Here is a 22,820-nt window from a genome sequence, read left to right on the forward strand (position 1 = left end):
GGGCGTACTTTGATCACCGATGTTGCACTTGTAGTCTGGACTGCATAGAAAGCACGGTGGGCGTACTTTGACCACCGATGTTGTACTTATAGTCTGGACTGCTACCATCCGCCTGCAGTGGAGAGCAACAACAATTTGCCCAATTAGGAAGATGTTAAGTTCATTCTATATAGATCTTAAAATTTAATAATCCTACAAACCGATCTTGTCTTTCACATCTCTTAAAATGGGATCTGTAATGGCTCGTGCTTTTTGGGCTCCTTCTTCCAAAATCTTCTCAATCGTCTTCGGTGACGCCATGAATTGTTGGTATTTTTCCCTTGGTTCGGTCAACGCTGTATTCATTACGGTGAACAATTCATTCTTCACTTGTCCCCAAGAAATGCCTCGGATAAACTGCTCTCGCAACTCGTTAATTTGCTCAGGGGTTCCAAATTCTTTATAGAGAGTAAAAAGCACGGAAGCGTTTGGATCCTTAGGTGCATCTGGTGGGGATGAGTCGGTTTTGATCTTGTTAATGAGCGTTTGCAGTACTTTAGGTTCTGCAAACAGCGGAATCGTATTATGATAACTCTTGCTCATTTTCCGTCCATCTAATCCTGCAAGGTCGCTGTATCTTCATCAATTTTATAGTTTGGAAGCTTGAACGTATCCCCATAGGTTGAATTAAAGCTTTGGGCAATGTCACGAGCAATTTCAATGTGCTGAATTTGGTCTTTGCCTACAGGCACAATATCTGATTGGAAGGATAGTACATCTGCCGCCATGAGTATTGGATAATTGAATAGACCATGTTTACATTCAAGTCTTGCTCACTTCCATTCAAGCGGTTTTTGTCGGTAATCGCTTTGTAAGCATGAGCGCGATTCATGAACTTTGTGGGTCACGCAGCTTAAAATCCAACTGAGTTCATAAATTTCCGGGACATCTGATTGCTTATAGAAGATGACTTTCTCGGGCTCTAAGCCAAGAGCTAACCAAGTAGCCGCCACCCCATACGATAACGTTTTAGAATCAGCGTGTGTGCGTGGGGTAGTGAGAGCATGATAATCCGCAATAAAGTAGACAGGTTGATAGGCTTGTTCTTGAGCTAGAAGCAATGAGGGTTTAATTGATCCAATGTAATTGCCTACATGTACGTCTCCAGTCGGTTTAATGCCTGTAAGCACCGTTTTCTTCATAGTAGCCTCCCTTTCTTATTTGAAATATAAAAAAGTTCCCCGTCCAAAAAAGGACGAGGAACTCCCGTGGTACCACCTTCATTCGTTTATTTTACAATAAACGCACTTATCCATACAAAGACCGCAGGTGGTCTCGATATTTTGTCTCATGTAACGGTAAGACATACCGCTAAGCCTACTCCGCAGTTCAGCTTAGGAGCTCAGAAGCCCATTCAACATTCACCCTGTACTGATTCGCACCAACCATCAGCTCTCTGCAACATTCGGAATGTTTACTCTTCTTCATCTTTGCTCGTATGATATTATCGCTCATTATAGAAGACGGGTGACAATTAATCAAGGCGGATTGTTGTGTCAGCAGTTAACCAGCACCCTCATTGGGCGCTTTATACGATTACACTTCGAGGGTCATAGCGAAATAACTTCCCCCCCCCACCCATGACACTTGTCATACACGTGCTGTGACAGATGTGTCTTACGCTGCCTTCATTGATTGGATACACTAACGGTAACGTATCCGTTTGGGGTGAATTGATATGAGTAGGGAAAAACAACGGGCTTTGAAGAAAAGTGTTGCACCTTATGCAACGTCTAATACGAAAGCTGGAATTGTGCAGTTGATCAATACGATCGTTCCATTTTTAGTTACATGGTTTTTGGCGTATCAAAGTTTACAAATTTCTATTTTGCTGAGTTTGTTATTTTCAATTGTTGCGGCAGGATTTGTCGTTCGAATCTTTATTATTTTTCATGATTGTACGCATGCGAGTTTCTTTACGAGTCGGAAGTGGAATCGGATTATCGGGAATGTGTGCGGAGTGCTGACGCATTTTCCATTTGAAAAATGGAAGCATAGCCATGCCATTCATCATGCGACGAGCGGGAATCTTGATAAACGAGGCACCGGTGACATTTGGGTCATGACAGTGGAAGAATACGAATCGGCGTCGAAGTTTGAGCGGCTAAAGTACCGGCTGTATCGAAACCCGATCGTTTTGTTTGGACTTGGACCTCTCTATTTGTTTCTCGTAGAAAATCGCTTCAATAAAAAAGGAGTTAAACAGAAAGAGCGACTGAATACAGTGCTTACGAATGTGTGCCTCGTCGCTATTTATGTAGGAATGATGGCGCTCATCGGCTGGGAAGCGTTTTTAATCGTTCACCTTCCAATTATGTACGTATCAGGGGCTGCAGGAATTTGGCTTTTTTATGTACAACATCAATTTGAGGATTCTTACTTTGAGAACGATGATGAGTGGGATTTTGTAAAAGCCGCCGTGGATGGTAGCTCTTATTATAAATTGCCGAAAGTCATTCAATGGATGACTGGCAATATTGGGTATCATCATGTGCACCATTTGAGCCCTAAGGTCCCGAATTATCATCTAGAGAAAACCCATAACAATACCCCGCCGTTGCAAACGGCAACGACCATCACATTGAAAAAGAGTCTTGAATCCATTCGGTTTCGACTATATGATGAAAACAATCAAACTTTTGTGAGTTTCAAAGCGTTAAAGCGGGCTCGGCGTCAACGTACCTTGCCACGTGTGCAAACGAACAGTAAGCAAGCAGAACACAGATCGTAAAAAGAAAAGCTCTCCTATTGAGAGCTTTTTCTGTGTTGCCTACGGTGAAGGGGGTTATTTTCGGTGTATCATTGGTTTCATATTTTCCCAAAGAATACAGGTCTGAGCTTGTTTGCGTGGATTGCCTTTTGTCTGCTGCCTTTTTACTTTATTATTCGTTCAGCGACCGTTTATGAAATTATTCTTGGTGTTGCCATGATCGTTTTTTTCTTTACCATTTATCGCTTGTCCTTTGTGAAAAAAGGGTGGACGGTTTATGTCGCGTTAAGCATTGAAATGCTTATTAGTATTGGCATGACGATCTACTTCGGTTACGTGTATTTCGCCTTGTTTATTGCCTTTTTTATTGGTAACTTAAAAAGTAAAGCAGGTTTTATTAGCCTATACGTCGTTCATCTATCAACAACGGTTATTGCGTTTCTTATCGGATTTCTGCTTGAGTATGAGGAGTTTATGGCCCAATTGCCGTTCAACGTTTTAAGTATTTTAGGGGTAATTTTGTTGCCGTTTACGATCTATCACCGGAACCGTCGAGAGGAATTGGAAAGTCAACTTAAAGATGCCAATGATCGGATTTCCCAGCTTATGATTATTGAGGAAAGGCAACGGATTGCCAGGGATCTTCACGATACACTCGGACAGAAACTATCATTAATCGGGTTGAAAAGTGACCTCGCTATGAAACTATTACCGACTAAACCAGACTTGGTCCATCAAGAAATTGAAGATATTCATCAGACGTCAAGAACGGCATTGAGTGAAGTGAGAGAAATTGTCTCCGACATGAGAACGGCCCGTCTTGAAGATGAGATCGTTCGCGTCCAACAACTGTTGCACTCCAGTCATATCACGTGTGAAATTCATGGAGAGCAATCGTTTAAACATTTACCACTGCTCATTGAAGATGTGTTTTGCATGTGTTTAAAAGAATCGGTAACGAATGTTGTTAAACATAGCCAGTCAAAAACATGTGAAATTCGCTTAGAGTTACTCGCAAACGAATGGCGAATGGAAGTGCAAGATCACGGTGTAGGGATACAATCTGACGAGTCGTCAGAGCAAGGAAGTGGAATGATCGGCATGAAAGAACGTTTGGATTTTGTGAATGGTGAGTTGGACGTTCACTCAACTAAAGCGGGAACGAGGTTAGTCATTCGAATTCCTCGAATTATTCATCAGGAGGCGGGAGGTTTATTATGATGCGGATTGTGATCGCAGAAGATCAGGGAATGCTGCTCGGGGCACTCGCATCACTACTCGAGTTAGAAGGTGACATGACCGTTGTAGGTAAGGCAAAGACAGGGGTTGAAGCGGTTGACCTCGTCAAGGAATTGAAGCCAGACGTTTGCATAATGGATATCGAGATGCCAATGATGACTGGAATAGAAGCGGCCGAGGCGCTCAAAGATGAACAATGCAAGATTATTATCTTGACGACCTTTGCGAGAACTGGGTACTTCAACTATGCCCGAGCGGCAGGTGTGAGTGGGTATTTGTTAAAAGATAGCCCTAGTGACGAACTGGCGAGAGCAATCAGAACGATTATGAGTGGTCGGAAAGTGTATGCACCAGAACTTATGGATATGATCAATCAAAATGATAACCCGCTTACGGACCGAGAAGGGCAAGTCATTCAACTGATTGCTGAAGGTAAAAGTACGAAAGAAGTCGCCGATCACCTGAAAATCAAAACCGGCACCGTCCGAAATTACGTTTCTGTCATTTACGAAAAGCTAAATGTAAGCAATCGTATAGAAGCCATTTCTCTGTTTAAAGATAGAGGTTGGTTTAAATAAAAGCTTAATAGAAGTGGGGATTTCACAGTCCTTCTCATTTTCATTTACAAAATTAAAGGAAGTGTGACGTTTGCAAGCAGAATTAACACGTGACTGTTTTCAATGCTTTGGCCTATGCTGTGTAGCATTACCTTACCGTAAATCTGCAGATTTTCCCGACGATAAAGAAAGTGGCGAGCCTTGTCGGCATTTGCGAAAGGATTTCTTGTGCAAAGTTCACGATCAATTACGAGAAAGAGGGTTTCACGGGTGCGTTTCTTATGAATGTTTCGGTGCTGGCCAAAAGGTTTCACAACTCATTTATGCAGGCAACGATTGGCGCACTCATCCGAGTACATCTGAAGAAATGTTCCGTGTCTTTCCAGTCGTCCAACAATTGCAAGAGATGATGGTCTATGTAAATCAATGTATGCAACTTGAGGAGACGGCACCGTTTCACAAACAGCTAGGAGAGCTTTACGACACAATACGCACGCAAACGCTTCAATCCCCAGAGGAAATTATGAGCACGGATATCGCACACTATCGTACAGAAGTGAGTGGATGGCTAAATCGTTCAAGTGACGCGTATCGTACACAAAAAAAGAAAAGAAACGTACTTCTTCATAAAAAAGGAACCGATTGTATTGAAGTTAACTTCTCCAATCAGGATCTTTCTCATGAAAGTTTTCGTGGAAGACTGATGATTGCGGCAAATTTCACGTACAGTGATTTACGCCGGTGCGACTTTCTCGGTGCGGATGTGCGAGGGGCAAAATTTCATGGAGCGAACTTGAGTGGCGCGCTTTTTCTGACGCTAGCACAGTTGAATTCAGCAAAAGGCGATGCGAACACAATAATTCCAGAACACTTGCAAGTGCCAGACCATTGGTTGACGCACAAAGAGCGGTGGTGATTGAAGTGAACATTCATTATGAAACATATCGAAGTGGAAACCGTCTCCCTCTACTCGTCTTTCTTCATGGCGGGGGAGTGAGTGGTTGGATGTGGCAAGAGCAAGTCGAGTATTTCAGAGATTATGAATGCATCGTCCCAGACCTTCTCGGCCATGGACGGAGCAGTAAGAGCCACTTTTCAATACACGATTGTGCAGATGAGCTTTTGGCATTGATTGAACAATATAAAGACGAACGCCAAGTCACCGTTATCGGTTTTTCATTAGGGGCGCAAGTGCTCGTATCAATGCTAAGTAAGCACCCGTCACTCATCGATCGTGCCCTCATCATAAGCGCGTCCACGAGACCAATAAAGTTTCATAGAGTGATCGCAACGATGGCAACTTGGAGCTTGCCACTCGCGAGAAACAAGGCCTTTGCGCGCTTGCAGGCAAAACAATTGTACATAAGTGACCAGTATTTCCAAGACTATTATAAAGAAACGGTTGCTATGCCAAAAACAATCTTCCATCAAGTGATGACCGAAAATTTATCATTTTCAATACCCGAAGGCTTTGAAGACACAAACTGTAAAATGCTCGTCATTATCGGTGAAAAAGAAAAATCAATGATGAAAAAATCGATGACCGAGCTAATAGACTGTAATGACCAGTGCAAAGGGTATGTCATGCCGGGTGTAGGTCACGGTGTTCCATTGCATAGCCCAACGATATTTCATCAGTTAGTGGAGGAGTGGATGGAAGAAGAGTAAGTGATATACACTTGAAAACACACGTTGCAGAGGCAACGTGTGTTTTCGTGATAAGTATTCAATTTAGCCGTCTTATGATATGCTAAAAACATACTCGTTAGTATGTTTTTAGCACACTGAGGAAGGAAGCCTTATGAAAACAAACGATAAAGTGGAAACAGCAATTGTGGCGTTACTGCATCATTCCTCAGTTGATCAATTAACGTTTGCAAAAGTTGCTCGTGAAGCCGGGGTACACTGGACGACTGTCAAACGTTACTTTGGGTCAAAAGAAGCGATGCACGAGCGAGTTCGTGCAGCTGAAGGTAGTCAACATCTTGGGACAAAGGGAAGGTTACTCGCAGCGGCAAAGCAAGTATTTAAGCAGCGTGGGTATGATAAAGCCACATTGGATGACATCAGTTCCGAAGCGAAGCTAACAAAGGGGGCGATCTATTGGTATTTTGATAGTAAAGATGATGTGTTCCTAGCGTTAATGGATCTCGTCTTAACTGATTTACTTCGTGGAATTCCAGAATGGTTGAACAAGTTTTTGAGCAGCCAGATCCTGAAAAAGCGCTTAAAGCGATGGTGAAGCATGAGTTTCAACGGTGTGTAGACGATCCTCCAACATTATTGTATGAATTCGTATCTAGACGGCGTGACGGGCGTGTCAAGCAACAACTAGATGGTTCATTCGCAATGCTCTTTACAGGGACCGAAGAAGTTATGCGAGCGTTGCAAAAAAGGGGAAAGGTTTCTGAGCAAGTAGATGCGAGGCAAGCGGCCATTACTTTACATGCCTTGATGAACGGCACGATACTCATGTGGGCCGTTGCGCCTGAATCCGTTTCTTTGTTTGATCTAGCGGATACGGTAGCAACAACGATGGTTAACACGATGATCAAACAATAAGGGGGATAAGATGACTGGAATCATCATCGTACTACTAATTTTTGTCAGTGTTCTAGCACTTGTTCTATTGAATCAATACCAATTCAAAAAAAGTGAAAAACGAAATCCCCCAAAAGGAAGGTTTGTAGAAGTTGATGGGGTGAAGTTACACTATTTACGTCAAGGAAAGGGGCAACCCGTTGTGTTGTTGCACGGCGGTGTCACTTCTTGTGAAGACTTTACTGAAGTGCTTTACTATCTTTCTAATAAAGAATATGATTGTATATCATTTGACCGACCTGGCTATGGGCATAGTGACCGACCTAAAAAAGCAATGTCAGCAGACAAGCAAGCGGAACTGATCCATAAAGCATTGTATGAAATTGGAATCGTTGAACCTGTAATTATCGTTGGCCATTCTTGGAGCGGCACTTTAACGCTCTCTTATGCTCGTCAGTTCCCTATGGATGTGGAGAGCATCGTCACGTTAGGGGCTGCCATGTACAAAGAAGGTTATCCTGCAGAACGGGGCGACTTGTTATCAAAGCTCATTATGACCCCACTTTTAGGCACGCTCTTAATGAATACGCTGTTAGCCACACCAGTGGCCAAAAGAATGGGGAAACAAACCGTTAGGGAGACGTTCAAACCAGAAGTTGCGCCGAGTGGGTATGAACAACTGCTCTTGGACTTATGGGGGCGTCCCAAACAGTTTCGGGCGAATCGCGAGGATGTGCTTCTTTTTCCTGAATGTGCATACGCCAATAGCCATCATTATTGCAAAATTACGATTCCAATCACGATAATTGTTGGTGATAGTGACCCTTTTAACACTGTACAAATGGCTAACCGTCTCTTTAAAGAAACAGAGTATTCTAATCTGTTCATACTCGAAAATGTAGGTCATATGATTCCACAAAAACATCCTCAACAGGTAGCGGATCTGATTGATCGAACGTATTGGCGAAGAGAGGTGAAAGACAAAAGCCTGTCATCCTCCCCTGAAAAAGTCTTCATTACACACCAAAATGATGTATATTAAAGGTGCAGCGTATACGTATAGAAGTCAGTTTCGCGTATGTAGTTTAATTTTTCGTACAAATGTTGGGCGCGGGTATTGTTAATGGCAGTGCTCAATTCAATGGCGTTAGCACCAGTCTCTTTACCTAATTGTTGTGCTCGTTTCATGAGAGCTTCTCCTACGCCATGTTTACGAGCTCCTTCTAATACGTAAAGGTCATTAAGTATCCAGCTGTTTTGCATGGCAATGGAAGAATATGTTGGGTACAGTTGAACGAAGCCAACGTCTTCACCGTCGATTTCAGCGAGGAAAATGGTTGAATCGCCATTCTCTAGACGAGCTTGTATGTAATCCGTTGCGCCTGGAAGGTCGCTCGTTTGATGATAAAAACCTCTGTACAAATTAAATAATGGAACTACTCGGTTCAGGTCTTCGATCGTTGCTTGTGTAATATGCATCGTGTTGTTTTCCCCCTTTTGGTTCATTATAATTTGTCATGGTAGTATGTCAATCCTAATTGAAACGAACAAGAATAAAAGGTTGCCCAGACACTTTTCCAAGCTTGTGTTTGGCATTTGAATTGTGGGGAATGTTCAGTGGAAGAATTAGAAGAGCATATTAAACAGTTAGAAAAAAGCCACTTATCCTATGAGATCCGCTCTTCTCCTGAACAACTTAGCGGATTGTTATCGAAGGATTTTTTTGAATTTGGAAGTTCCGGAAAGGTTTTCTATACAGAAGATTTCATTCAACCAGGTGTTTTTGAGGAGGTTGATTTGACGATGCATGACTTTTCCATACACCGATTGTCAACGCAATCCGTACTCACAACATATCGAGTGTTTAACAGCCAGACAAAAAGAGAGTCATTAAGAAGCTCGGTGTGGACATTCGAAGAGGGCCGCTGGCAATTGTACTTCCACCAAGGACGAACATTCCTAAAGCATAGGAATAAGCATATTGACAATGAACACTCTCCAGCGGGCAGAGTGTTTTTATATTCATCATGTGACACGTGTCACATGGAAGTGATGACAGTCGTGAATAGGTTTCATCATGAGTCTTCGCTACAATAAAATTAGCCGAATCAGAGGAGATCGTGGGGATGGATGTTTCTTTTTATCCGAATTATGCGAAGCGTTTTTTACTATTTGAGCTCGTGAGTATTGTGTTTTTCTTTTTTAACGTTTTGACGTATGACAATGATTTCTCTTTTGTGTGGAGAATCTTGATTGTTCTCGTTATTTTAGCTCTATATTTAGGTACGCTCTGGTACTTTGATATGCGTTATGTGTTGTTTAGTGCGCTTGCGTTTCTATTGTTTATTCTTCTAGCATTCGTGCTTCATTATTATTTACTCATCTTTATGATCTTTTTTACAGATTTTTATCGAAAAGTCCCTATTGTTCCTATGCTACTATGCCAACAAGCGCTGCTCGTTGTGACACACTGGGTTGTTTATGTAGGGGCTGTGCCACCGGCTGATGGTGCGTATGTTTCAACCGTCCTTTTTCCAATCTTAATTATTCAGCTTCTTATTCCATACGTTTCTCGGTCCGTCATTCGAGCAAAAGAGTTACAAAGAGAGCTAGAAGATACCCAGTCGCAATTGGATGTGTACATTCAAGAAGAAGAACGCAATCGGATTGCCCGTGAATTGCACGACACCCTTGGTCACACGCTAACGATGATGAAAGTGAAAAGTGAACTGGCTCTCAGATTTATCGATCATGATCCTGAACGTGCGAAAGCAGAAATGAATGACGTTCTACAAACAACGCGATTTGCTTCAAAACAAGTGCGTGAAGTTGTGACGACGCTTCGCTATACATCCATTAAAGAAGAAGTTATGCACGCTGAGCAGTTGTTTCAGACGAATAAGACGACGTTCAAAAGCGATGGTATCGCAAATGTCCCTGAATTGAGCGATGTGATCGAAACGATGATTGCTCAATCCCTTCGAGAAGCTCTACTGAATGTATATAAACATAGTGAGGCCAGTGAAGTGAGTGTATCTTTTTATACCGAGCAGCAATCGTTTACCTCACGTGTGGTTGATAACGGCAACGGTTTTGAGCAACAGCTCATTCAGGCTGGAAACGGAATGAATTCGATTCGTGAGCGAATGAAATTAGCAAAAGGGAACGCGGTGATCGATTCAACACCCAAAGGCACGGTCGTCACGTTAGTGATCCCAATAGGAAATGAGGAAAACAAATGATTCGACTTCTCTTAGCAGAAGATCAAGTGTTACTTCGTGATGCGATTCAGTCGTTATTGCAACTGTCCAATCATATTGACATCGTGGCATCGACGGGCAATGGCAGCGAAGCGTTACATCTACGACTACGGAGCACGTTGACGTCGCACTACTGGATATCGAGATGCCGGGCCTCACGGGCATTCAAGTGGCAGAACAGCTGAAGAAAGGTGAGGAGTATGACGGCAAAGTCGCATTATTAACGACATTCTCACGTCCTGGATACATTGAGAAAGCGATGATTGCCAAAGTCGACGGTTATTTGTTAAAAGATGAACCAATCGAAACGTTAATTGAGTCGATTGTACGCATACATGAAGGAGAACGAGTCATATCGACTGATTTGCAACCGCTGCTATTTTCATTGGAAACGAATCCGTTGAATGAACGAGAAGTGATGTTGCTACACGCTGTGAAAGAAGGGCTTTCAACCGAACAAATCGCAAAAGCGAAGCATTTATCAGAAGGAACGGTACGCAATTACTTATCGTCGGCTCTTCAGAAACTGCACGTCACTCATCGCCACGAAGCCGTCCGTATTGCCAAAGAGAAAGGTGGATGTGACGTGAAGCGACGACAACAATTACTGTGGGTCGGTGTGGTGGCGTGGGTGGCTTCATTACTTCCGATTCTCTACGAACCATTTGCTATCGCCGCCTCACCTGTGCCTTACGATTTTAGGATGCAACCAATGAGTGATCTTGGGGTGACGGTATGCGAAGAAAATGCTTACCCTATGGCAAGCTATATGATCTGTTCTCCTCATTACTTAATCGTAAATACGCTATTTGTTATTTCTGGAATGGCTTATTTCGTCGGGGGATTTATTATTCACCAGTTCTCACGTGTGCCGGCGGCATTTCGGTTATGGGTCGTATTTTCAGTTGGGGCGGTCCTCTCTGGACTCATTCCTGCGGATATTCATTTTACTGCGCACACACTTCCGGCGTTGGCGATGTTTCTAGTGCCGATCATACTAGCGATGTATGCGAGACGTGAACGCGCGGGCAAGACGCTAAATTGGGTTTTCTTTAGTTTGCTCATTCTCTGTTTTATTGGTATGGCATTAACCGTGTTCTTTCCGTTAATCGGTGGGTTGCTCCAACGAAGTTTTTACGTGTTCGTTTCCATTTGGGGAGCACTGTTTACCTTACAACTCGTTAGAAACGAGAAGCAACAGCTGTGAGTTCTATACTCGTCAGTTATCAGTGGGAATGGTTTATTATTGCCGAAATCTCGAGTTGGTTATCGCTTCTTTTGTTTGGGGCGCTTCGTTATTTGTGGCAAAGAAAAAATGCGAGCATACTCTTCCTTATCACATTTATCGGAATGACATTGTTTCAAGCGGTGCTCGCACTTGTCGTTTACCGTGAGACAGGAGAAGTGTCTCCATTCACAATCATCATCACCATCTTCGTGCTGTATGCGTGTACGTTTGGCATTAGTGACTTCCGTCGCCTCGATCGTTGGATGCGTAAGAAGATTGGCCAGCTTCGTGGCCAAGACTTATTAACACCACGAGACCGGGAACATATGAGGAAACAGCGAGATCCTCGTCAGATCAGACGAAAAGATTTTCTCGTTACGTCAGTGCACGTCCTTATTTTTCTTAGTGTGCAAGTATTCTTTTGGTCGCAAGGTCCTGTGCCGGTCTCAAGTTGGGGTGAATCGCTCAGAGACATCGGTGAATGGTTTTCGGCAGGGGACTATGAACAGTCTCCGTATGCGTCAGAAACTGCCTACGCCATCTCCGCCACTTGGCTAATCATCGTCGTCATTGACGTAATCTACTCAGCTAGCCATCTCTTCTCGCTCGGGTCTAAACACTGATGTGCGTCTCTTCGTGGCGTTGTCACCGATAGGGCAACCTCACGAGTGACCGCCTGCCCAAGCTTTGTGAATCTTGCTCACTCCGGTAATGATGTCATCATGGTGAAGTCCTCCGAACCCGAACTGTAACGTAGACACGGGTGCTGCCCGAATGTAAGCATTGGACGTCGGGTAGACGAGAACGCCAACGTGTTTGGCTTCTTCGATTAGTTGCTTTTCTTCTTTTTGTAGATGAACATCAAGCAAGATGCGCGGGCTGCGTGATCTCCATGGATTGTGATTTGTGAACCAAATAAACGATCAAGTTCTGACGTCATCGTTATCCGCTTCTTTGTGTAAACGTTTCGCATTCGATTTAAGTGTTTCGCCCATTCGCCCGTTGATATGAAGTCGGCGAGGGCAAGTTGTTGGCTCAATGCGACCGTCTGTTTATAGGAGGATTTCAACCGTTGGAAGCGCTCAATCCAACGTTCTGGCAAGACCATGTAGCTAATGTGAAGTGACGGCAAAAACGTTCGTGACAATGTACCAAAATAAATAACATTGTCATGATGATCCAACGCGTGTAACGCAGGAACAGGTTGACTATTTGAACGGAATTCACCGTCAAAATCATCTTCTATAATAAGGGCATCGTGCCGTTGCGCATATTGAAGCACTTGCATCCGCCGATTGATGGGCATCATGTGTCCAAGAGGATATTGATGAGATGCAGTCACGTAAACAATTTCGGGTGTGTGTGTATACAAATCTCTTACCTCCAACCCTTCGCTCGTTACATGAAGAGGAATCACCCGTTTCCCTAACAAATCGAATATTTCTCTTGCTCTTGGGTAGCCTGGGTCTTCAAATCCTACCGTCGTTTGTTCACGTAACATATGGCACACTAACGTAAGTAAATAAGAAGTGGTCGCTCCGACGACAATCTTGTTCGCGGATGTTTTTATTCCTCTGGACTGAAAGAGATAGTCGACGATCTGTTCACGTAGTTCCACGGCACCGAAAAAATCATCGACATCACATAATCGTTGTAGATGAAGGTCGAAAGTTTTGGTTACACTTTTCTTCCATGCGTTCAGTGGAAAAGAGTGGGCGTCGGTATGGCCATAATGAAAATCAATCATCGAAGGCGAGGCGACAGTGGAGGGTGTCGGTTCGGCGCACTTGAAAGAACTTCCTTGATACTGCAAGGAAATGGTTGCGTCATACTCGATAAATACCCCACTACGTGCTCGACTGATGATATATCCTTCCGCATGCAACTGGTCATAACACCGTTCAACCGTTGTTTGACTCACCCCAAGTTTAATCGTTAGCTGTCGCTTTGACGGAAGTTTTTCACCTTTTTTCAATTGTCCAGAATGCATAAGCTCCTTAAAATGACCAATTAATTGTTGATATAAAGCGTCTTCGCTGATCGATCTAAAAACGGTGTAACGTCCATAACCATTCCCTCCTTCAACTGACCTCTAAAAAAACTTCTAAATTGGCATTTTTAGTATTGTCAGTATCAGTATACACTGGATGAATACATCTGGAGCACATTGCTTGAGGAGTGGATGCCAATTGCAATCATCAAGTAAAGGTTGGGTTTACGGATTTTTAGGCATTTTAATTTTTAGCGGCTCACTTCCAGCTACACGGGTCGCTGTGTTCGAATTGGACCCTTTCTTTTTGACTGCTTTTCGAGCAGTGATTGCCAGTATACTTGCGTTGAGTGCGTTATTAATCTTTCGATCCAGTTGGCCGAAGAAAAATGATATTGGGTCATTACTTGTTGTTGCATTGGGTGTTGTCGTTGGGTTTCCATTGCTAACCGCACTTGCACTTGAACATAATACATCGGCGCAATCGATTGTGTTTCTTGGATTGTTGCCACTATGTACAGCGATTTTTGGTGTAATTCGGGGAGGTGAGCGGCCAGGGAAATTATTTTGGACATTTTCTATCATTGGAAGTGCAATTGTGTCTGGTTATGCGCTCATCTCAAGTGGAACGTCGTCAACGATTGGGAACTTCTATATGGTATTATCCATCATTGTTTGTGGGTTAGGTTATGCAGAGGGGGCGGTACTGGCAAGGAGACTTGGAAATTGGCAAGTGATCTCTTGGGCGCTTCTCCTCAGTTTTCCGGTCATGTTGGTGTTGACGATGGTTACGTTTCCGACTGCAATTACAGGGTATGAAGTAGGCACATATGTGAGTGTAGCGTATGTATCGTTTTTTAGTATGTATATCGGGTTTGTGTTTTGGTACAGGGGACTTTCTATAGGTGGAATTGCCACTGTTGGTCAAATTCAACTGTTGCAACCTTTCTTTGGGCTTGTCATTGCCGCGCTATTGTTGCAAGAACATGTGGGATGGCTGTTGGTCGTTGTAAACATCGGTGTTGTCTTATGTGTGTTACTTGCAAAGCGTTACGCGAAATGAAGAGTGAAAGGGGGATGCCCCCTTTCACAAATTAATCGTATCCGCCAACAGCGTCAGGCAGTTCTTGATATTCTTCCCGCGGCTCAACGACCTCCAAGTGAATCGTATGGACGACCATGCCCAATCGCTCATTCGTTACACCTCTTACCAAGCTCTCTCGGAGTGTTTCAATGATCTTGCCTTGCCCCTCCCTAATACTGATACGTCTCCAACCGTTCGATTTGCTCCCCTTTATCATCAAAGTTAGCGGGGGAGAGCCAACGGTGGAAGGCTTGTTTTCGGTCTGGCCATTCTTCCAATAGCATAGAGAACCAGCTTGTGTCTCTTGAGCGGTTTTTGTAGATGACGGCGTTTCTAAATGTTCCTTCGTATGTAAACCCCAGGCGTTTTGCGCTATGGATCGACGGCGCATTCAAGGAGTCGCACTTCCATTCGTAGCGGCGGTATCCGAGCTCTTCAAATATGTATTCGGCGAGTAGCGCGTGGGCTTCGGTCGCCATCGTTGTCTTCTTGAGGGAGTCTGAAAAATGGATGTTACCGACTTCGATAACGCCGTTACGCGGATCGATTCTAAGCAAGCTAAAAATACCGACAGGTTTCTCGGTTAATTTGTTGATGACCACATAATAAATGTGGGTGTTGCTTGCGATTTTCTTTTCCATCAAACGTTCAAAATCACTAAAATGATTCGGACGCTCCTCGGAAAGGTACGTCCAATGGCTCGGATGAGACTGGGAAAAAGCGTCGTATAGTTCGTTTGTGTAGGCAGGGCTCAATCTCGTAACGATCGTGTAGCGACCGATGTACTTCATTTCAGTAGGGGAAGCGCTCTCTTTCCAATTCGGGAGGGGTTTTCCTACGGGTTGATTAAATTCATTCATATTTTCGTCCATCGAATCACCCTTTTTCTTATGAGTATATCGGAATTAATGACGTAAAAAAACACAATCCAACGATTGTTGGATTGTGTGAGTGTTTTAGATGGATACGTTCATGGATAAGAACTCCGCCATTTTTTGTTGGTGCTTGTCGAGCATCATTTGTTCAGCTTGAATGCCTTCGTTACGAAGCACGTCGATGTTGTGAACGAGAAATTCATCGCTACCAACGATGTAGAAAAGACCGTTTTTGTCTGCGGCGAGTTTGCGGACTTCTTCATAATAGTCCCCTCGGTTATCGACAAACTGGACGGTGAACTTTTTCTCAGGTGCGGATGCAAACATCGTTGTGAATAGGTACTCTTTTGACGAGTCAATGTTTAAAGAATGAATTTGGTTTACATTGTCTGCACGCTCTAAATAATCAAGGACGAGCGGTCGGAAAGTGGCTAGACCGACACCAGAGGATAGCAAGTAAATATTCTTATCTTCTCTTTTCAATGGGACGTTGGAATGGGTCTTGAATAAGGCCACTTCATCGCCAATGTCTAGGTTTCGTAAAATGGTTTTAAATTCAGAGCATTGTTCCTTTATGCGTGTCGTAATGCCGATGGAGTTCTCATGTGGCAATGTGCTAATCGACATGTGGCGGATGAGGCTGCGGTTTGGTTTCTCCCCAGCGTTGAACCCTTCAAATGCCAGGTGAGTGTGCGCGCCTTCTTCCCATGTGAATCCTTCTGGGCAGTCGAGCATGTACGTTTTCACCTCAGGTGACTCGTCAATAATTTTATTAATCTTCGTCCAATAGATTTGCATATCGGTTCCTCCCAATCAAGCAAAAGTGTAAGTACCTTCACTATATACTAATTGAGAATAATTCTCAAGGGAGAGAGTCGAATCTACATGACGGCGCCCGTATCTTCTAGAGACACATCGACGTTTACATGAATGTCGGCTTCTTGGAAATGGTCGGTTTCCCACTGTTGAATATCGAGCCCACGAATATGATAACTCGCAATTTCTCCAATGCCGATTGCATCAATATTTTCATCTTGAAGAAAGCTGACGATGCTGTTCATCTCCGTTTCTGCCAATTCTTCGGTCAGGCGTTCGATCTGTTGGACGTTTTCGTATTCATTGGCATCCACGTTTGTTGTTTCACGTAAGGACGCATAAATCACAACATTAATGGTGACGTGGAAATCGTGGTCTCCGACCGGCTCAATTTTCCAATCAGGCTTCGTTTCAAGATCAATCAGTGTCACTTTACGATCATTGTCGAACTGAACACTTAGGTTGCCGCCTGCTGTTTTTTCGAACAGTTGCCGAAAATATTTCGTTTGATCCATCGAAAGCGTTAGCTTATGTTCATCTTCTTTAAACAGTGCAAGACCTACGACTTCTACACGGTCATCTTGCTTTTCAATGAACGGCAAAAACGGCTCAGCCCCATCTGCATAGTAACGGTATAAGAATTCATGCAAGTTGCTCTTTGGAAGTTGAATCTCTTCATTTCGTTCGATAAGGTCTACGAGGTATTTTTCAGGTGTCGTATGAAAAGGGTAATTAAACTCAAGAATGTCACGTGTTGAGCCTTCCGTTACAGCGAGGTGCATATCTTGCTCAATCATTGGATTTCTCTGTGTGTTATCTACAATTTGAAAAACGCCTGCCTGCGCAACTTCATCGTTAAACAATTGCAAACTCGTCCGGCTCGTGTCCACAATTCGGGAAGACTCCGATTGAAACCCAGAATAGAGGTTTTCAAGATGCTCGTACTCGGTAACAAGGCTCTCGCTTTCGGGTATGACTTCATCCATCGGCATGATAACCGTCGTAATTCCTGTCGTTTCGAGTTTACCGTCATACAAGTCATGACCTAACGCTTGTAAGTATTGAATGTCTTCAATTTTTGTTTGGTCAGGACTACAACTGATGAGTAAGACGGTGGCGAGCAGTAGTAACCATTTTTTCATCCAACCGATCCCCACTTTCGCTTTGCGGTTGTCCAAATGAACAGCAAAGGAATATACAAATAGAGCGTATATAAACCAACGGTGCTTAACACGCGACTGAGCTGTAGAATGTCGACTTCCCTCTGAAAAAAAGAGGCAGTCACAATGCAAATGACTGTAAGAATACGCAAGGCCGGCCGTTGACGAATGGAGAATGATCGCTTGGTGATATAGCTACTGGACCATAAATATAGGCTCATCGTCGGTAACAATATGATCAACCAAAGGGAAATGCCTAAGTATTCCATTCGCCATACAGAAAGGGTAGGCCACACAATTTCAACCAAATGGTGTTCATGAAATATGAGGTAAGTGATCGTATAGATGAACACGTAAAGCACAATGTTAAATGCGAGACCCCACTGGGCAAAGCGATGGGAAGCTTGTCCATCTTTTAAAAATGGATAGCGACGAGAAGCACTTCAATGCCTAACAGTTGAAACGTCATTTTTTTGCGCCTTGCATGATTTCGAGAACGGAATGGTTGAATACTGGGAAAAGGCTCCCCGTTTGCAGCATCCCAGAAGGGTAATGTGAAAACAACAACAAAGGAACAATCAAGAAAAAGGCGATCACGCAAACGCCAACAATCGTTCTCAGCCCGGAATTGGTAAATAAATATACGAGGCCAATGATGATGATAATGAGTACCCAGTGATCAAGGCCTGGGAATAACCAGACGCGCACGATCTCTACATACGTTGTCGTGAGGGCGATGACGAGCGCCGTGAAATAGAGAATAAAAAACAAATCAACAACTTTCCCGAATTTGTGAAAGGCTTGTTCATGGATGGATGTGAGTGTATTCTCATGGCGAAGCATTCGGTACATCAACCATAAAATAAGGTGGGTGGCTATGCCTGCGAGTAGGATGGAAATCCAGCCATCATTTCCTGAAATCGCAGCAATCTCTCTTGCATACGTAAATATGCCGACTCCGATCTGGACGACAGCGATGATAAAAAATGCAAAAAATGGGGAGAGTTGTTTGGAAATCATCATGTCACCTTATTCTTCAATGTCCTCGGATTGATGGTTTAACGGCCTGGGTGAAAATCGCTTTGTTTTTTGCGGTCTTAAAAAACTCGGCCGCATGTTTTGCATACGGACTGGTAAGACCGCTAAGCTGTTACGTAAATCACGCCACCTGAACGGATAGATTGGGGCCATATATGGATTTCCTAATGATTTGAGATTCAAGAGATGCACGAGGAACAATAATGAACAAATTGAAATTCCTAGAAACCCTAACCATTGTGAGAAAAGAATAAAGGAAATCGAATAAGACGGATCGTATTTCCCATCTGATATGTAGGCGTTGTAAACGATGCGAGTGCGGTTAACGATACGATAATGAGGAGAACACTGCTCGCAAGAGAAGCTTCAACAACAGCTGTTCCGATGACAATCCCCCCGACAATACCGATCGTTTGCCCAATCCGATTCGGTAACCGTGCACCGCCTTCGCGAAGCAATTCAATCGTAATCTCCAGAAATAACACTTCCACTATAGGTGGGTAGGGGACTTCGATTCTTGATGAAATCATCGTCGTTAACAAATCATTAGGAATGAGTTCATGATGATAAGTCGTTATGGCAATGTATAAAGAAGTCGAAATTACAGAGAACAAGACACCGAAGATTCTCATCATCCGAATAAAAGAACCTACAGGCCATAACACGTAATTATCGTCAGGTGAAGAAAAGAACTCATACAAGTTTGTCGGACCAATAAGTGCCATTGGAGAGCCATCAAGCATAGTGACGACTTTTCCTTCATTCAGTGCAGCTAAAACGCGATCAGGTCGCTCTGTTCCGAGTAGCTGAGCAAAAGGGGAGTTCGGATTGTCAGAGAGAGGTGCCCGAGTTGTGAAACATCAATCGGCTCATCAAAGCTCAAATCTTCGAGGCGTTGAATCATCGTGTTTACGTTCTGTTTAGAAGCAATCGTTTCGACGTATATGATGGCGGCCGTATTTTTTCCTTCACTTCCAACCGTCTGTTCGCGAATGATGAGATGGGTGTTATGAAACTGCTTGCGGATGAGGTTGATGTTCACATCCAACGCTTCAATAAAAGCTTCCTTCGGCCCCAATACCGTAAATTCGTTTTCCGTAATCTCCACGGAACGCTGTTCAGTTTTTCTTAGTGGAATGGATAAGATCGTTTGTGGATCGTTCTTTTCCACAACAATAAGGTTGCCGCGTAACAATTCATCTTGAACAGAATCTTGGAACCTGAGCTTTTTAATCCCCTCCACGGGCAACAATTCCTGCGCTTCGTCCAGTGTGCGCATGTCTTGGTTCTTAAGGTAGCGTAAAACGATATTATGTATGGATATTTGATTGACGAGTGTTTTGTAATAATGCATGCGAAACGGGTTGGTCGCCGTCAATTCATCTGTCACAAAGTCAGCAGAACGATGGAGCTGTTCGATGGTTGTCTTCGGTGATTGGGAAGTAGAGCGGCTGTTCGTCTGATATTTTCTCTTTAGCAACATATGTGACACCGACTTTACGAATGGGAATAGGAAAAGCTTGGTTGTGTGTGTAGTTTATGTAAGCATGCGAAGTCTATTCAAAAAAATCCGGCCAGAGCATGATGATGCTCTTTGGGCCGGACGGAAGTTATTTGCACTCGTCTTCTTTTTCTTTACATGAACAGAAATCGAAACAACCACAAGGAATTTGAATGGACTGATTAATGATTTGATCGCCTGTTACAACAGGACCAGGTGGCACTGGAGGTTAATTTGCTGGAATACAGCAGTCAGCACGAGATTTCCAGTTGTTCCTTCAGGAATAACAGTAATGAAGTTGCCAAACTCATCTTGCCAACCGATAAAAGTGAGCCCTGGTATTGGGTCAGGATCGTTTAACACAATCGGCAAATCTAAGACGGTATACGTCGACGGATTATTGCTTTGGCCGCCTTGTAAGTTCAAATACGTAATCGTATACACGACAGGTGCAATTTCAACCGCAGTCCGGTCTGCATTTAGTCGAACTTCCCAACCGTCAAAACCGACGACTGGCTTTAAGAAAGCATCTGCGTCACTTTGGCTGAGCAATGGGTATCCCGGTGTTGCGACAGCGACCGTGACCGGTATACCTTGTGGATTTGTCACGACGTACGGTGTGTTATCTAATTGAATCACTGAGCCGGCGAGCGGTCCTTGAATTTGTGCAACATTATCAGCAGTTGGAATGTAAAGTCCGTTTGTGATGCTTTGCACGCCACTTACATTAAACGTTCCACCATTAAATATTCCAGGACCAATCGGCGCAACATTCGGAACCGGAACACCGATGACCGTAGCGTTTGACAATGTTAGAATTCCACCTGTACTCGTATAGATGGCACCCCCGGAGAGACCAGCTTCATTTCCGGAAATCGTACCGCCAGTTCCGGTAGCACTAGCCCCGTTCCCAATGAATATACCGCCGCCTAATCTACCTGCTAAATTGTTGCGAATCTGCGTAGAATCCTCAATAATAGCCGTACCTGCGACTACAGCGATGCCACCACCATTATTCGCAGCCAGTTGGAGGTTATTGTTCGCCGCATTCTCTTCAATGACAACTGGACCTGTGACGAGCAGCGTACCTGTTGTGGCGTTGAAATAAACGCCCCCGCCATTTCCGTTAATGGTCGTATTGCCAGCAACGGTCGTGCTACCGTTCAACGTCACATTTGCATTTGGATCACTCGCCCAGATGCCTCCGCCATTTCCGTTCGTAGAAATGTTGTCGGAAACGTTCGTGTTGGAAATGCTTGCATTCAACACGCCCCCGCCTGCAGAAAAGTGAATCCCTCCACCATCAATTGTCGCTGTGTTGTTCGTAATCGTAGAAGATTCAATGGCAAACGTATCATTGCCGTTTGCACCTTGACCGAAGAACAAACCGCCGCCATCCACGCCGGCCGAATTGTTTGTAAACTGCGTTCCAATAATTTCAGTCGTTGAGCCACCCAAGCTACTCGTGATCGTTAATCCGCCTCCGCTACCTGCTGCTCCCGCAATATTATCAGTGAACAGACTGTTTAGAACCGTAACGTTTAGCGGGCCGGGACCGCCGTTAATAATCGCTCCACCACCGTTAGTGCCCGCCGAATTATCTTGGAATGTAACCGCATTAATCGCGATGTTAGAAGGATTGGTTGAACTATCTGAATACAGGAATCCCCCGCTTGTGATGCGCCTGCGGTGTTTCCTGAGAAAATGACATTGGACAGGTCACACGTTCCTCCTCCAGCTGAAGAGACTTGAAAACCACCAGCGGCGAAATTCGCTGTGTTATCGGTGACTGTCCCACCTGTAATTGTTACATTTGCTTGACTTGGCGCTAAGAAATTCAAAAACCCAGCCGCCCCATTATTGCCAGCTGTGTTGTTTGCGATAGCTGGTGTACCCGTTTGAATATACGCATCATTACTATTCGTAGCAAAAAGGTAAAGACCGGCCCCGTTGTTCGCTGTATTTTGATTTATCAACGCATTTCCCGTGATGGTCAATGAAATAGGGACGGTGTTGCCAGTGATGAAGTTGGATACATAAATCCCCCCACCGTTTGCAACGGCGGAGTTCGCTGCTATCTGAACGTTATCACCGATCGTTAAATTTCCACCGACACTTTGTACGTAAGAACGAAAATAAACGCCACCACCAAATTGGGCTTGGTTTGAATCGATGAGAGCATTTTCAGCAATCGTGACAGAATCGCCATTATTTCGAAGCGCGGCCATAATGCCGCCGCCCGTTACACGAGTATAGCAGCCCGTAATGCGAGCATCTCCTCTCATGACGAGCGTGTTAACAAAAGCAGGATTTCCCCTTAAATAAACGCCCCCACCTTCTAAAAAGGCATTGTTGTTCGTTAAGATCGACCCTGATTCTAAGAATAAAGATCCGCCAGTAACTGCAATTAAGCTCCGGTTTGTTGTGTCTGTAATCGGATGATTCGCTGCATCCCCATCTAAAATTAGATCAATCACTTGCATTGATCCGTTTAATACAATATTGAACATATAATCGGAAAATGTAAGTGCACGAGTTAATGTATAAGGCCCGCCCGCTCCACTTACAAAGGTGACACCATAAGTGATGGTAATCGTTTGACTAATGGTAAAGCTGTTTTCAATGATAATCGGATTCGTTTGCACACTCAGCTCTTGCAAAAGTTCCGTTTGATTTGAAGCCATCCCCTCACCCCATTATTTGTGTTGTAACAGTTTATGCCTGGACAAGCGCTGATGAGTGGTTAAATGGCGGGGGACAAATATGGAAATGTCGTCAGCAA

23 protein-coding genes, 5 pseudogenes and 1 other annotated feature are annotated in these 22,820 nt (G+C 43.9%); of the genes and pseudogenes, 14 read left to right on the forward strand and 14 right to left on the reverse strand.

The window, feature by feature from the left end; all coding sequences use genetic code 11:
- Positions 1 to 192: 192 nt before the first annotated feature.
- Together JCM19037_RS28515 and trpS are read right to left on the reverse strand one after the other, a co-directional pair.
- Positions 193 to 582 carry a hypothetical protein gene (locus tag JCM19037_RS28515; RefSeq protein WP_255357905.1) on the reverse strand — a complete coding sequence of 130 codons (390 nt, stop codon included), beginning with the start codon at positions 580 to 582 and terminating at the stop codon, positions 193 to 195.
- Positions 583 to 593: 11 nt separating this feature from the next.
- A pseudogene (trpS, locus tag JCM19037_RS28520) lies at positions 594 to 1,181 on the reverse strand (tryptophan--tRNA ligase).
- 46 nt (positions 1,182 to 1,227) lie between these two features.
- Positions 1,228 to 1,479: a binding site (T-box leader), on the reverse strand.
- Positions 1,480 to 1,717: 238 nt separating this feature from the next.
- On the opposite strand from trpS, the gene JCM19037_RS11815 reads away from it, so the two are divergent.
- The 8 genes from JCM19037_RS11815 (at position 1,718) to JCM19037_RS22830 (ending at position 8,128) form a co-directional block, all read left to right on the forward strand.
- Complete coding sequence (locus JCM19037_RS11815; protein WP_042401325.1) at positions 1,718 to 2,770, forward strand: fatty acid desaturase; 1,053 nt, start codon at positions 1,718 to 1,720, stop codon at positions 2,768 to 2,770.
- Between the two features lie 63 nt (positions 2,771 to 2,833).
- Positions 2,834 to 3,970: a sensor histidine kinase gene (locus JCM19037_RS11820; RefSeq protein ID WP_042401328.1), complete on the forward strand. Its 1,137-nt coding sequence runs from the start codon at positions 2,834 to 2,836 to the stop codon at positions 3,968 to 3,970.
- Complete coding sequence (locus JCM19037_RS11825; RefSeq protein ID WP_042401331.1) at positions 3,967 to 4,566, forward strand: response regulator transcription factor; 600 nt, start codon at positions 3,967 to 3,969, stop codon at positions 4,564 to 4,566. The genes JCM19037_RS11820 and JCM19037_RS11825 overlap by 4 nt, the downstream gene beginning before the upstream one ends.
- A gap of 70 nt (positions 4,567 to 4,636) precedes the next feature.
- Complete coding sequence (locus JCM19037_RS11830; protein ID WP_042401333.1) at positions 4,637 to 5,461, forward strand: pentapeptide repeat-containing protein; 825 nt, start codon at positions 4,637 to 4,639, stop codon at positions 5,459 to 5,461.
- Positions 5,434 to 6,213, forward strand: a complete 780-nt coding sequence (locus JCM19037_RS11835; RefSeq protein ID WP_238544688.1) for an alpha/beta fold hydrolase — start codon at positions 5,434 to 5,436, stop codon at positions 6,211 to 6,213. The genes JCM19037_RS11830 and JCM19037_RS11835 overlap by 28 nt, the downstream gene beginning before the upstream one ends.
- 133 nt (positions 6,214 to 6,346) lie before the next feature.
- Positions 6,347 to 6,787 (forward strand): TetR family transcriptional regulator, encoded by a 441-nt coding sequence (locus JCM19037_RS11840; RefSeq protein ID WP_042401337.1) that lies wholly within the window; start codon positions 6,347 to 6,349, stop codon positions 6,785 to 6,787.
- Entirely contained in the window at positions 6,730 to 7,107 is a 378-nt protein-coding gene (locus JCM19037_RS11845) for a TetR family transcriptional regulator C-terminal domain-containing protein (protein ID WP_081829280.1), read from the forward strand. The genes JCM19037_RS11840 and JCM19037_RS11845 overlap by 58 nt, the downstream gene beginning before the upstream one ends.
- A 10-nt stretch (positions 7,108 to 7,117) precedes the next feature.
- The gene (locus JCM19037_RS22830; protein ID WP_081829281.1) at positions 7,118 to 8,128 is read left to right on the forward strand and encodes an alpha/beta fold hydrolase; all 1,011 of its coding nucleotides are present in this window, start codon (positions 7,118 to 7,120) and stop codon (positions 8,126 to 8,128) included.
- Here the strand turns inward: JCM19037_RS22830 and JCM19037_RS11855 are convergent.
- A complete protein-coding gene (locus JCM19037_RS11855; RefSeq protein ID WP_042401342.1) occupies positions 8,125 to 8,565 on the reverse strand; it encodes a GNAT family N-acetyltransferase in 441 nt (146 codons plus the stop codon). The genes JCM19037_RS22830 and JCM19037_RS11855 overlap by 4 nt on opposite strands.
- Before the next feature lie 138 nt (positions 8,566 to 8,703).
- On the opposite strand from JCM19037_RS11855, the gene JCM19037_RS11860 reads away from it, so the two are divergent.
- From JCM19037_RS11860 to JCM19037_RS11875, 5 genes and pseudogenes are all read left to right on the forward strand, one after another.
- Positions 8,704 to 9,183 (forward strand): DUF4440 domain-containing protein, encoded by a 480-nt coding sequence (locus JCM19037_RS11860; protein WP_081829282.1) that lies wholly within the window; start codon positions 8,704 to 8,706, stop codon positions 9,181 to 9,183.
- Positions 9,184 to 9,212: 29 nt separating this feature from the next.
- The gene (locus JCM19037_RS11865) at positions 9,213 to 10,328 is read left to right on the forward strand and encodes a sensor histidine kinase (protein WP_052363834.1); all 1,116 of its coding nucleotides are present in this window, start codon (positions 9,213 to 9,215) and stop codon (positions 10,326 to 10,328) included.
- A pseudogene (locus JCM19037_RS27265) lies at positions 10,325 to 10,923 on the forward strand (DNA-binding response regulator); the annotation flags it as partial. The gene JCM19037_RS11865 and the pseudogene JCM19037_RS27265, both read left to right, overlap by 4 nt.
- A gap of 99 nt (positions 10,924 to 11,022) precedes the next feature.
- A pseudogene (locus JCM19037_RS30110) lies at positions 11,023 to 11,553 on the forward strand (DUF998 domain-containing protein); the annotation flags it as partial.
- The gene (locus tag JCM19037_RS11875; protein WP_042401343.1) at positions 11,550 to 12,197 is read left to right on the forward strand and encodes a hypothetical protein; all 648 of its coding nucleotides are present in this window, start codon (positions 11,550 to 11,552) and stop codon (positions 12,195 to 12,197) included. The pseudogene JCM19037_RS30110 and the gene JCM19037_RS11875, both read left to right, overlap by 4 nt.
- A gap of 39 nt (positions 12,198 to 12,236) precedes the next feature.
- Here JCM19037_RS11875 and JCM19037_RS22835 read toward each other — a convergent pair whose 3' ends face one another.
- Positions 12,237 to 12,443, reverse strand: coding sequence for a hypothetical protein (locus JCM19037_RS22835; protein ID WP_052363835.1), 207 nt, complete (start codon positions 12,441 to 12,443; stop codon positions 12,237 to 12,239).
- Positions 12,404 to 13,615, reverse strand: coding sequence for a PLP-dependent aminotransferase family protein (locus JCM19037_RS11880; protein ID WP_255357907.1), 1,212 nt, complete (start codon positions 13,613 to 13,615; stop codon positions 12,404 to 12,406). The genes JCM19037_RS22835 and JCM19037_RS11880 overlap by 40 nt, the downstream gene beginning before the upstream one ends.
- Before the next feature lie 148 nt (positions 13,616 to 13,763).
- On the opposite strand from JCM19037_RS11880, the gene JCM19037_RS11885 reads away from it, so the two are divergent.
- A complete protein-coding gene (locus JCM19037_RS11885) occupies positions 13,764 to 14,627 on the forward strand; it encodes a DMT family transporter (protein WP_152549051.1) in 864 nt (287 codons plus the stop codon).
- A gap of 191 nt (positions 14,628 to 14,818) precedes the next feature.
- Here JCM19037_RS11885 and JCM19037_RS11890 read toward each other — a convergent pair whose 3' ends face one another.
- From JCM19037_RS11890 to JCM19037_RS11925, 9 genes and pseudogenes are all read right to left on the reverse strand, one after another.
- Positions 14,819 to 15,520: a GNAT family N-acetyltransferase gene (locus JCM19037_RS11890; protein WP_042401345.1), complete on the reverse strand. Its 702-nt coding sequence runs from the start codon at positions 15,518 to 15,520 to the stop codon at positions 14,819 to 14,821.
- Positions 15,521 to 15,604: 84 nt separating this feature from the next.
- The gene (locus JCM19037_RS11895; protein ID WP_042401347.1) at positions 15,605 to 16,321 is read right to left on the reverse strand and encodes a bifunctional nitric oxide dioxygenase/dihydropteridine reductase 2; all 717 of its coding nucleotides are present in this window, start codon (positions 16,319 to 16,321) and stop codon (positions 15,605 to 15,607) included.
- Positions 16,322 to 16,404: 83 nt separating this feature from the next.
- Positions 16,405 to 17,481: a Ger(x)C family spore germination protein gene (locus tag JCM19037_RS11900; RefSeq protein WP_042401349.1), complete on the reverse strand. Its 1,077-nt coding sequence runs from the start codon at positions 17,479 to 17,481 to the stop codon at positions 16,405 to 16,407.
- Positions 17,478 to 17,915 (reverse strand): annotated as a pseudogene (locus JCM19037_RS28525) (GerAB/ArcD/ProY family transporter); the annotation flags it as partial. The pseudogene JCM19037_RS28525 and the gene JCM19037_RS11900, both read right to left, overlap by 4 nt.
- Positions 17,916 to 17,964: 49 nt before the next feature.
- Complete coding sequence (locus JCM19037_RS28530; RefSeq protein ID WP_081829283.1) at positions 17,965 to 18,522, reverse strand: GerAB/ArcD/ProY family transporter; 558 nt, start codon at positions 18,520 to 18,522, stop codon at positions 17,965 to 17,967.
- Positions 18,523 to 18,528: 6 nt separating this feature from the next.
- Positions 18,529 to 19,316 (reverse strand): annotated as a pseudogene (locus JCM19037_RS28535) (spore germination protein); the annotation flags it as partial.
- On the reverse strand, positions 19,310 to 20,020 hold the full coding sequence (locus JCM19037_RS28540; protein WP_052363838.1) for a spore germination protein: 711 nt from the start codon (positions 20,018 to 20,020) through the stop codon (positions 19,310 to 19,312). The gene JCM19037_RS28540 and the pseudogene JCM19037_RS28535, both read right to left, overlap by 7 nt.
- Before the next feature lie 219 nt (positions 20,021 to 20,239).
- Positions 20,240 to 21,496 (reverse strand): hypothetical protein, encoded by a 1,257-nt coding sequence (locus JCM19037_RS11920; protein ID WP_042401357.1) that lies wholly within the window; start codon positions 21,494 to 21,496, stop codon positions 20,240 to 20,242.
- An 83-nt stretch (positions 21,497 to 21,579) separates the two neighbouring features.
- A complete protein-coding gene (locus JCM19037_RS11925) occupies positions 21,580 to 22,722 on the reverse strand; it encodes a hypothetical protein (protein ID WP_042401360.1) in 1,143 nt (380 codons plus the stop codon).
- Between the last annotated feature and the right edge of the window lie 98 nt (positions 22,723 to 22,820).

Source organism: Geomicrobium sp. JCM 19037 (assembly GCF_000698105.1).
In the GTDB taxonomy this organism is placed as follows: Bacteria; Bacillota; Bacilli; order Bacillales; family Marinococcaceae; genus Geomicrobium_A.

Coding starts and splice junctions, on each gene's coding strand:
- JCM19037_RS11865 (WP_052363834.1), top strand. CDS start 9,213: ATGGATGTTTCTTTTTATCCGAATTATGCGAAGCGTTTTTTACTATTT.
- JCM19037_RS11900 (WP_042401349.1), bottom strand. CDS start 17,481: ATGAAAAAATGGTTACTACTGCTCGCCACCGTCTTACTCATCAGTTGT.
- JCM19037_RS11845 (WP_081829280.1), top strand. CDS start 6,730: ATGGTTGAACAAGTTTTTGAGCAGCCAGATCCTGAAAAAGCGCTTAAA.
- JCM19037_RS28540 (WP_052363838.1), bottom strand. CDS start 20,020: ATGTTGCTAAAGAGAAAATATCAGACGAACAGCCGCTCTACTTCCCAA.
- JCM19037_RS11890 (WP_042401345.1), bottom strand. CDS start 15,520: ATGGACGAAAATATGAATGAATTTAATCAACCCGTAGGAAAACCCCTC.
- JCM19037_RS28530 (WP_081829283.1), bottom strand. CDS start 18,522: ATGATGATTTCCAAACAACTCTCCCCATTTTTTGCATTTTTTATCATC.
- JCM19037_RS22830 (WP_081829281.1), top strand. CDS start 7,118: ATGACTGGAATCATCATCGTACTACTAATTTTTGTCAGTGTTCTAGCA.
- JCM19037_RS11925 (WP_042401360.1), bottom strand. CDS start 22,722: ATGGCTTCAAATCAAACGGAACTTTTGCAAGAGCTGAGTGTGCAAACG.
- JCM19037_RS11825 (WP_042401331.1), top strand. CDS start 3,967: ATGATGCGGATTGTGATCGCAGAAGATCAGGGAATGCTGCTCGGGGCA.
- JCM19037_RS11855 (WP_042401342.1), bottom strand. CDS start 8,565: ATGCATATTACACAAGCAACGATCGAAGACCTGAACCGAGTAGTTCCA.
- JCM19037_RS11815 (WP_042401325.1), top strand. CDS start 1,718: ATGAGTAGGGAAAAACAACGGGCTTTGAAGAAAAGTGTTGCACCTTAT.
- JCM19037_RS11840 (WP_042401337.1), top strand. CDS start 6,347: ATGAAAACAAACGATAAAGTGGAAACAGCAATTGTGGCGTTACTGCAT.
- JCM19037_RS28515 (WP_255357905.1), bottom strand. CDS start 582: ATGAGCAAGAGTTATCATAATACGATTCCGCTGTTTGCAGAACCTAAA.
- JCM19037_RS11895 (WP_042401347.1), bottom strand. CDS start 16,321: ATGCAAATCTATTGGACGAAGATTAATAAAATTATTGACGAGTCACCT.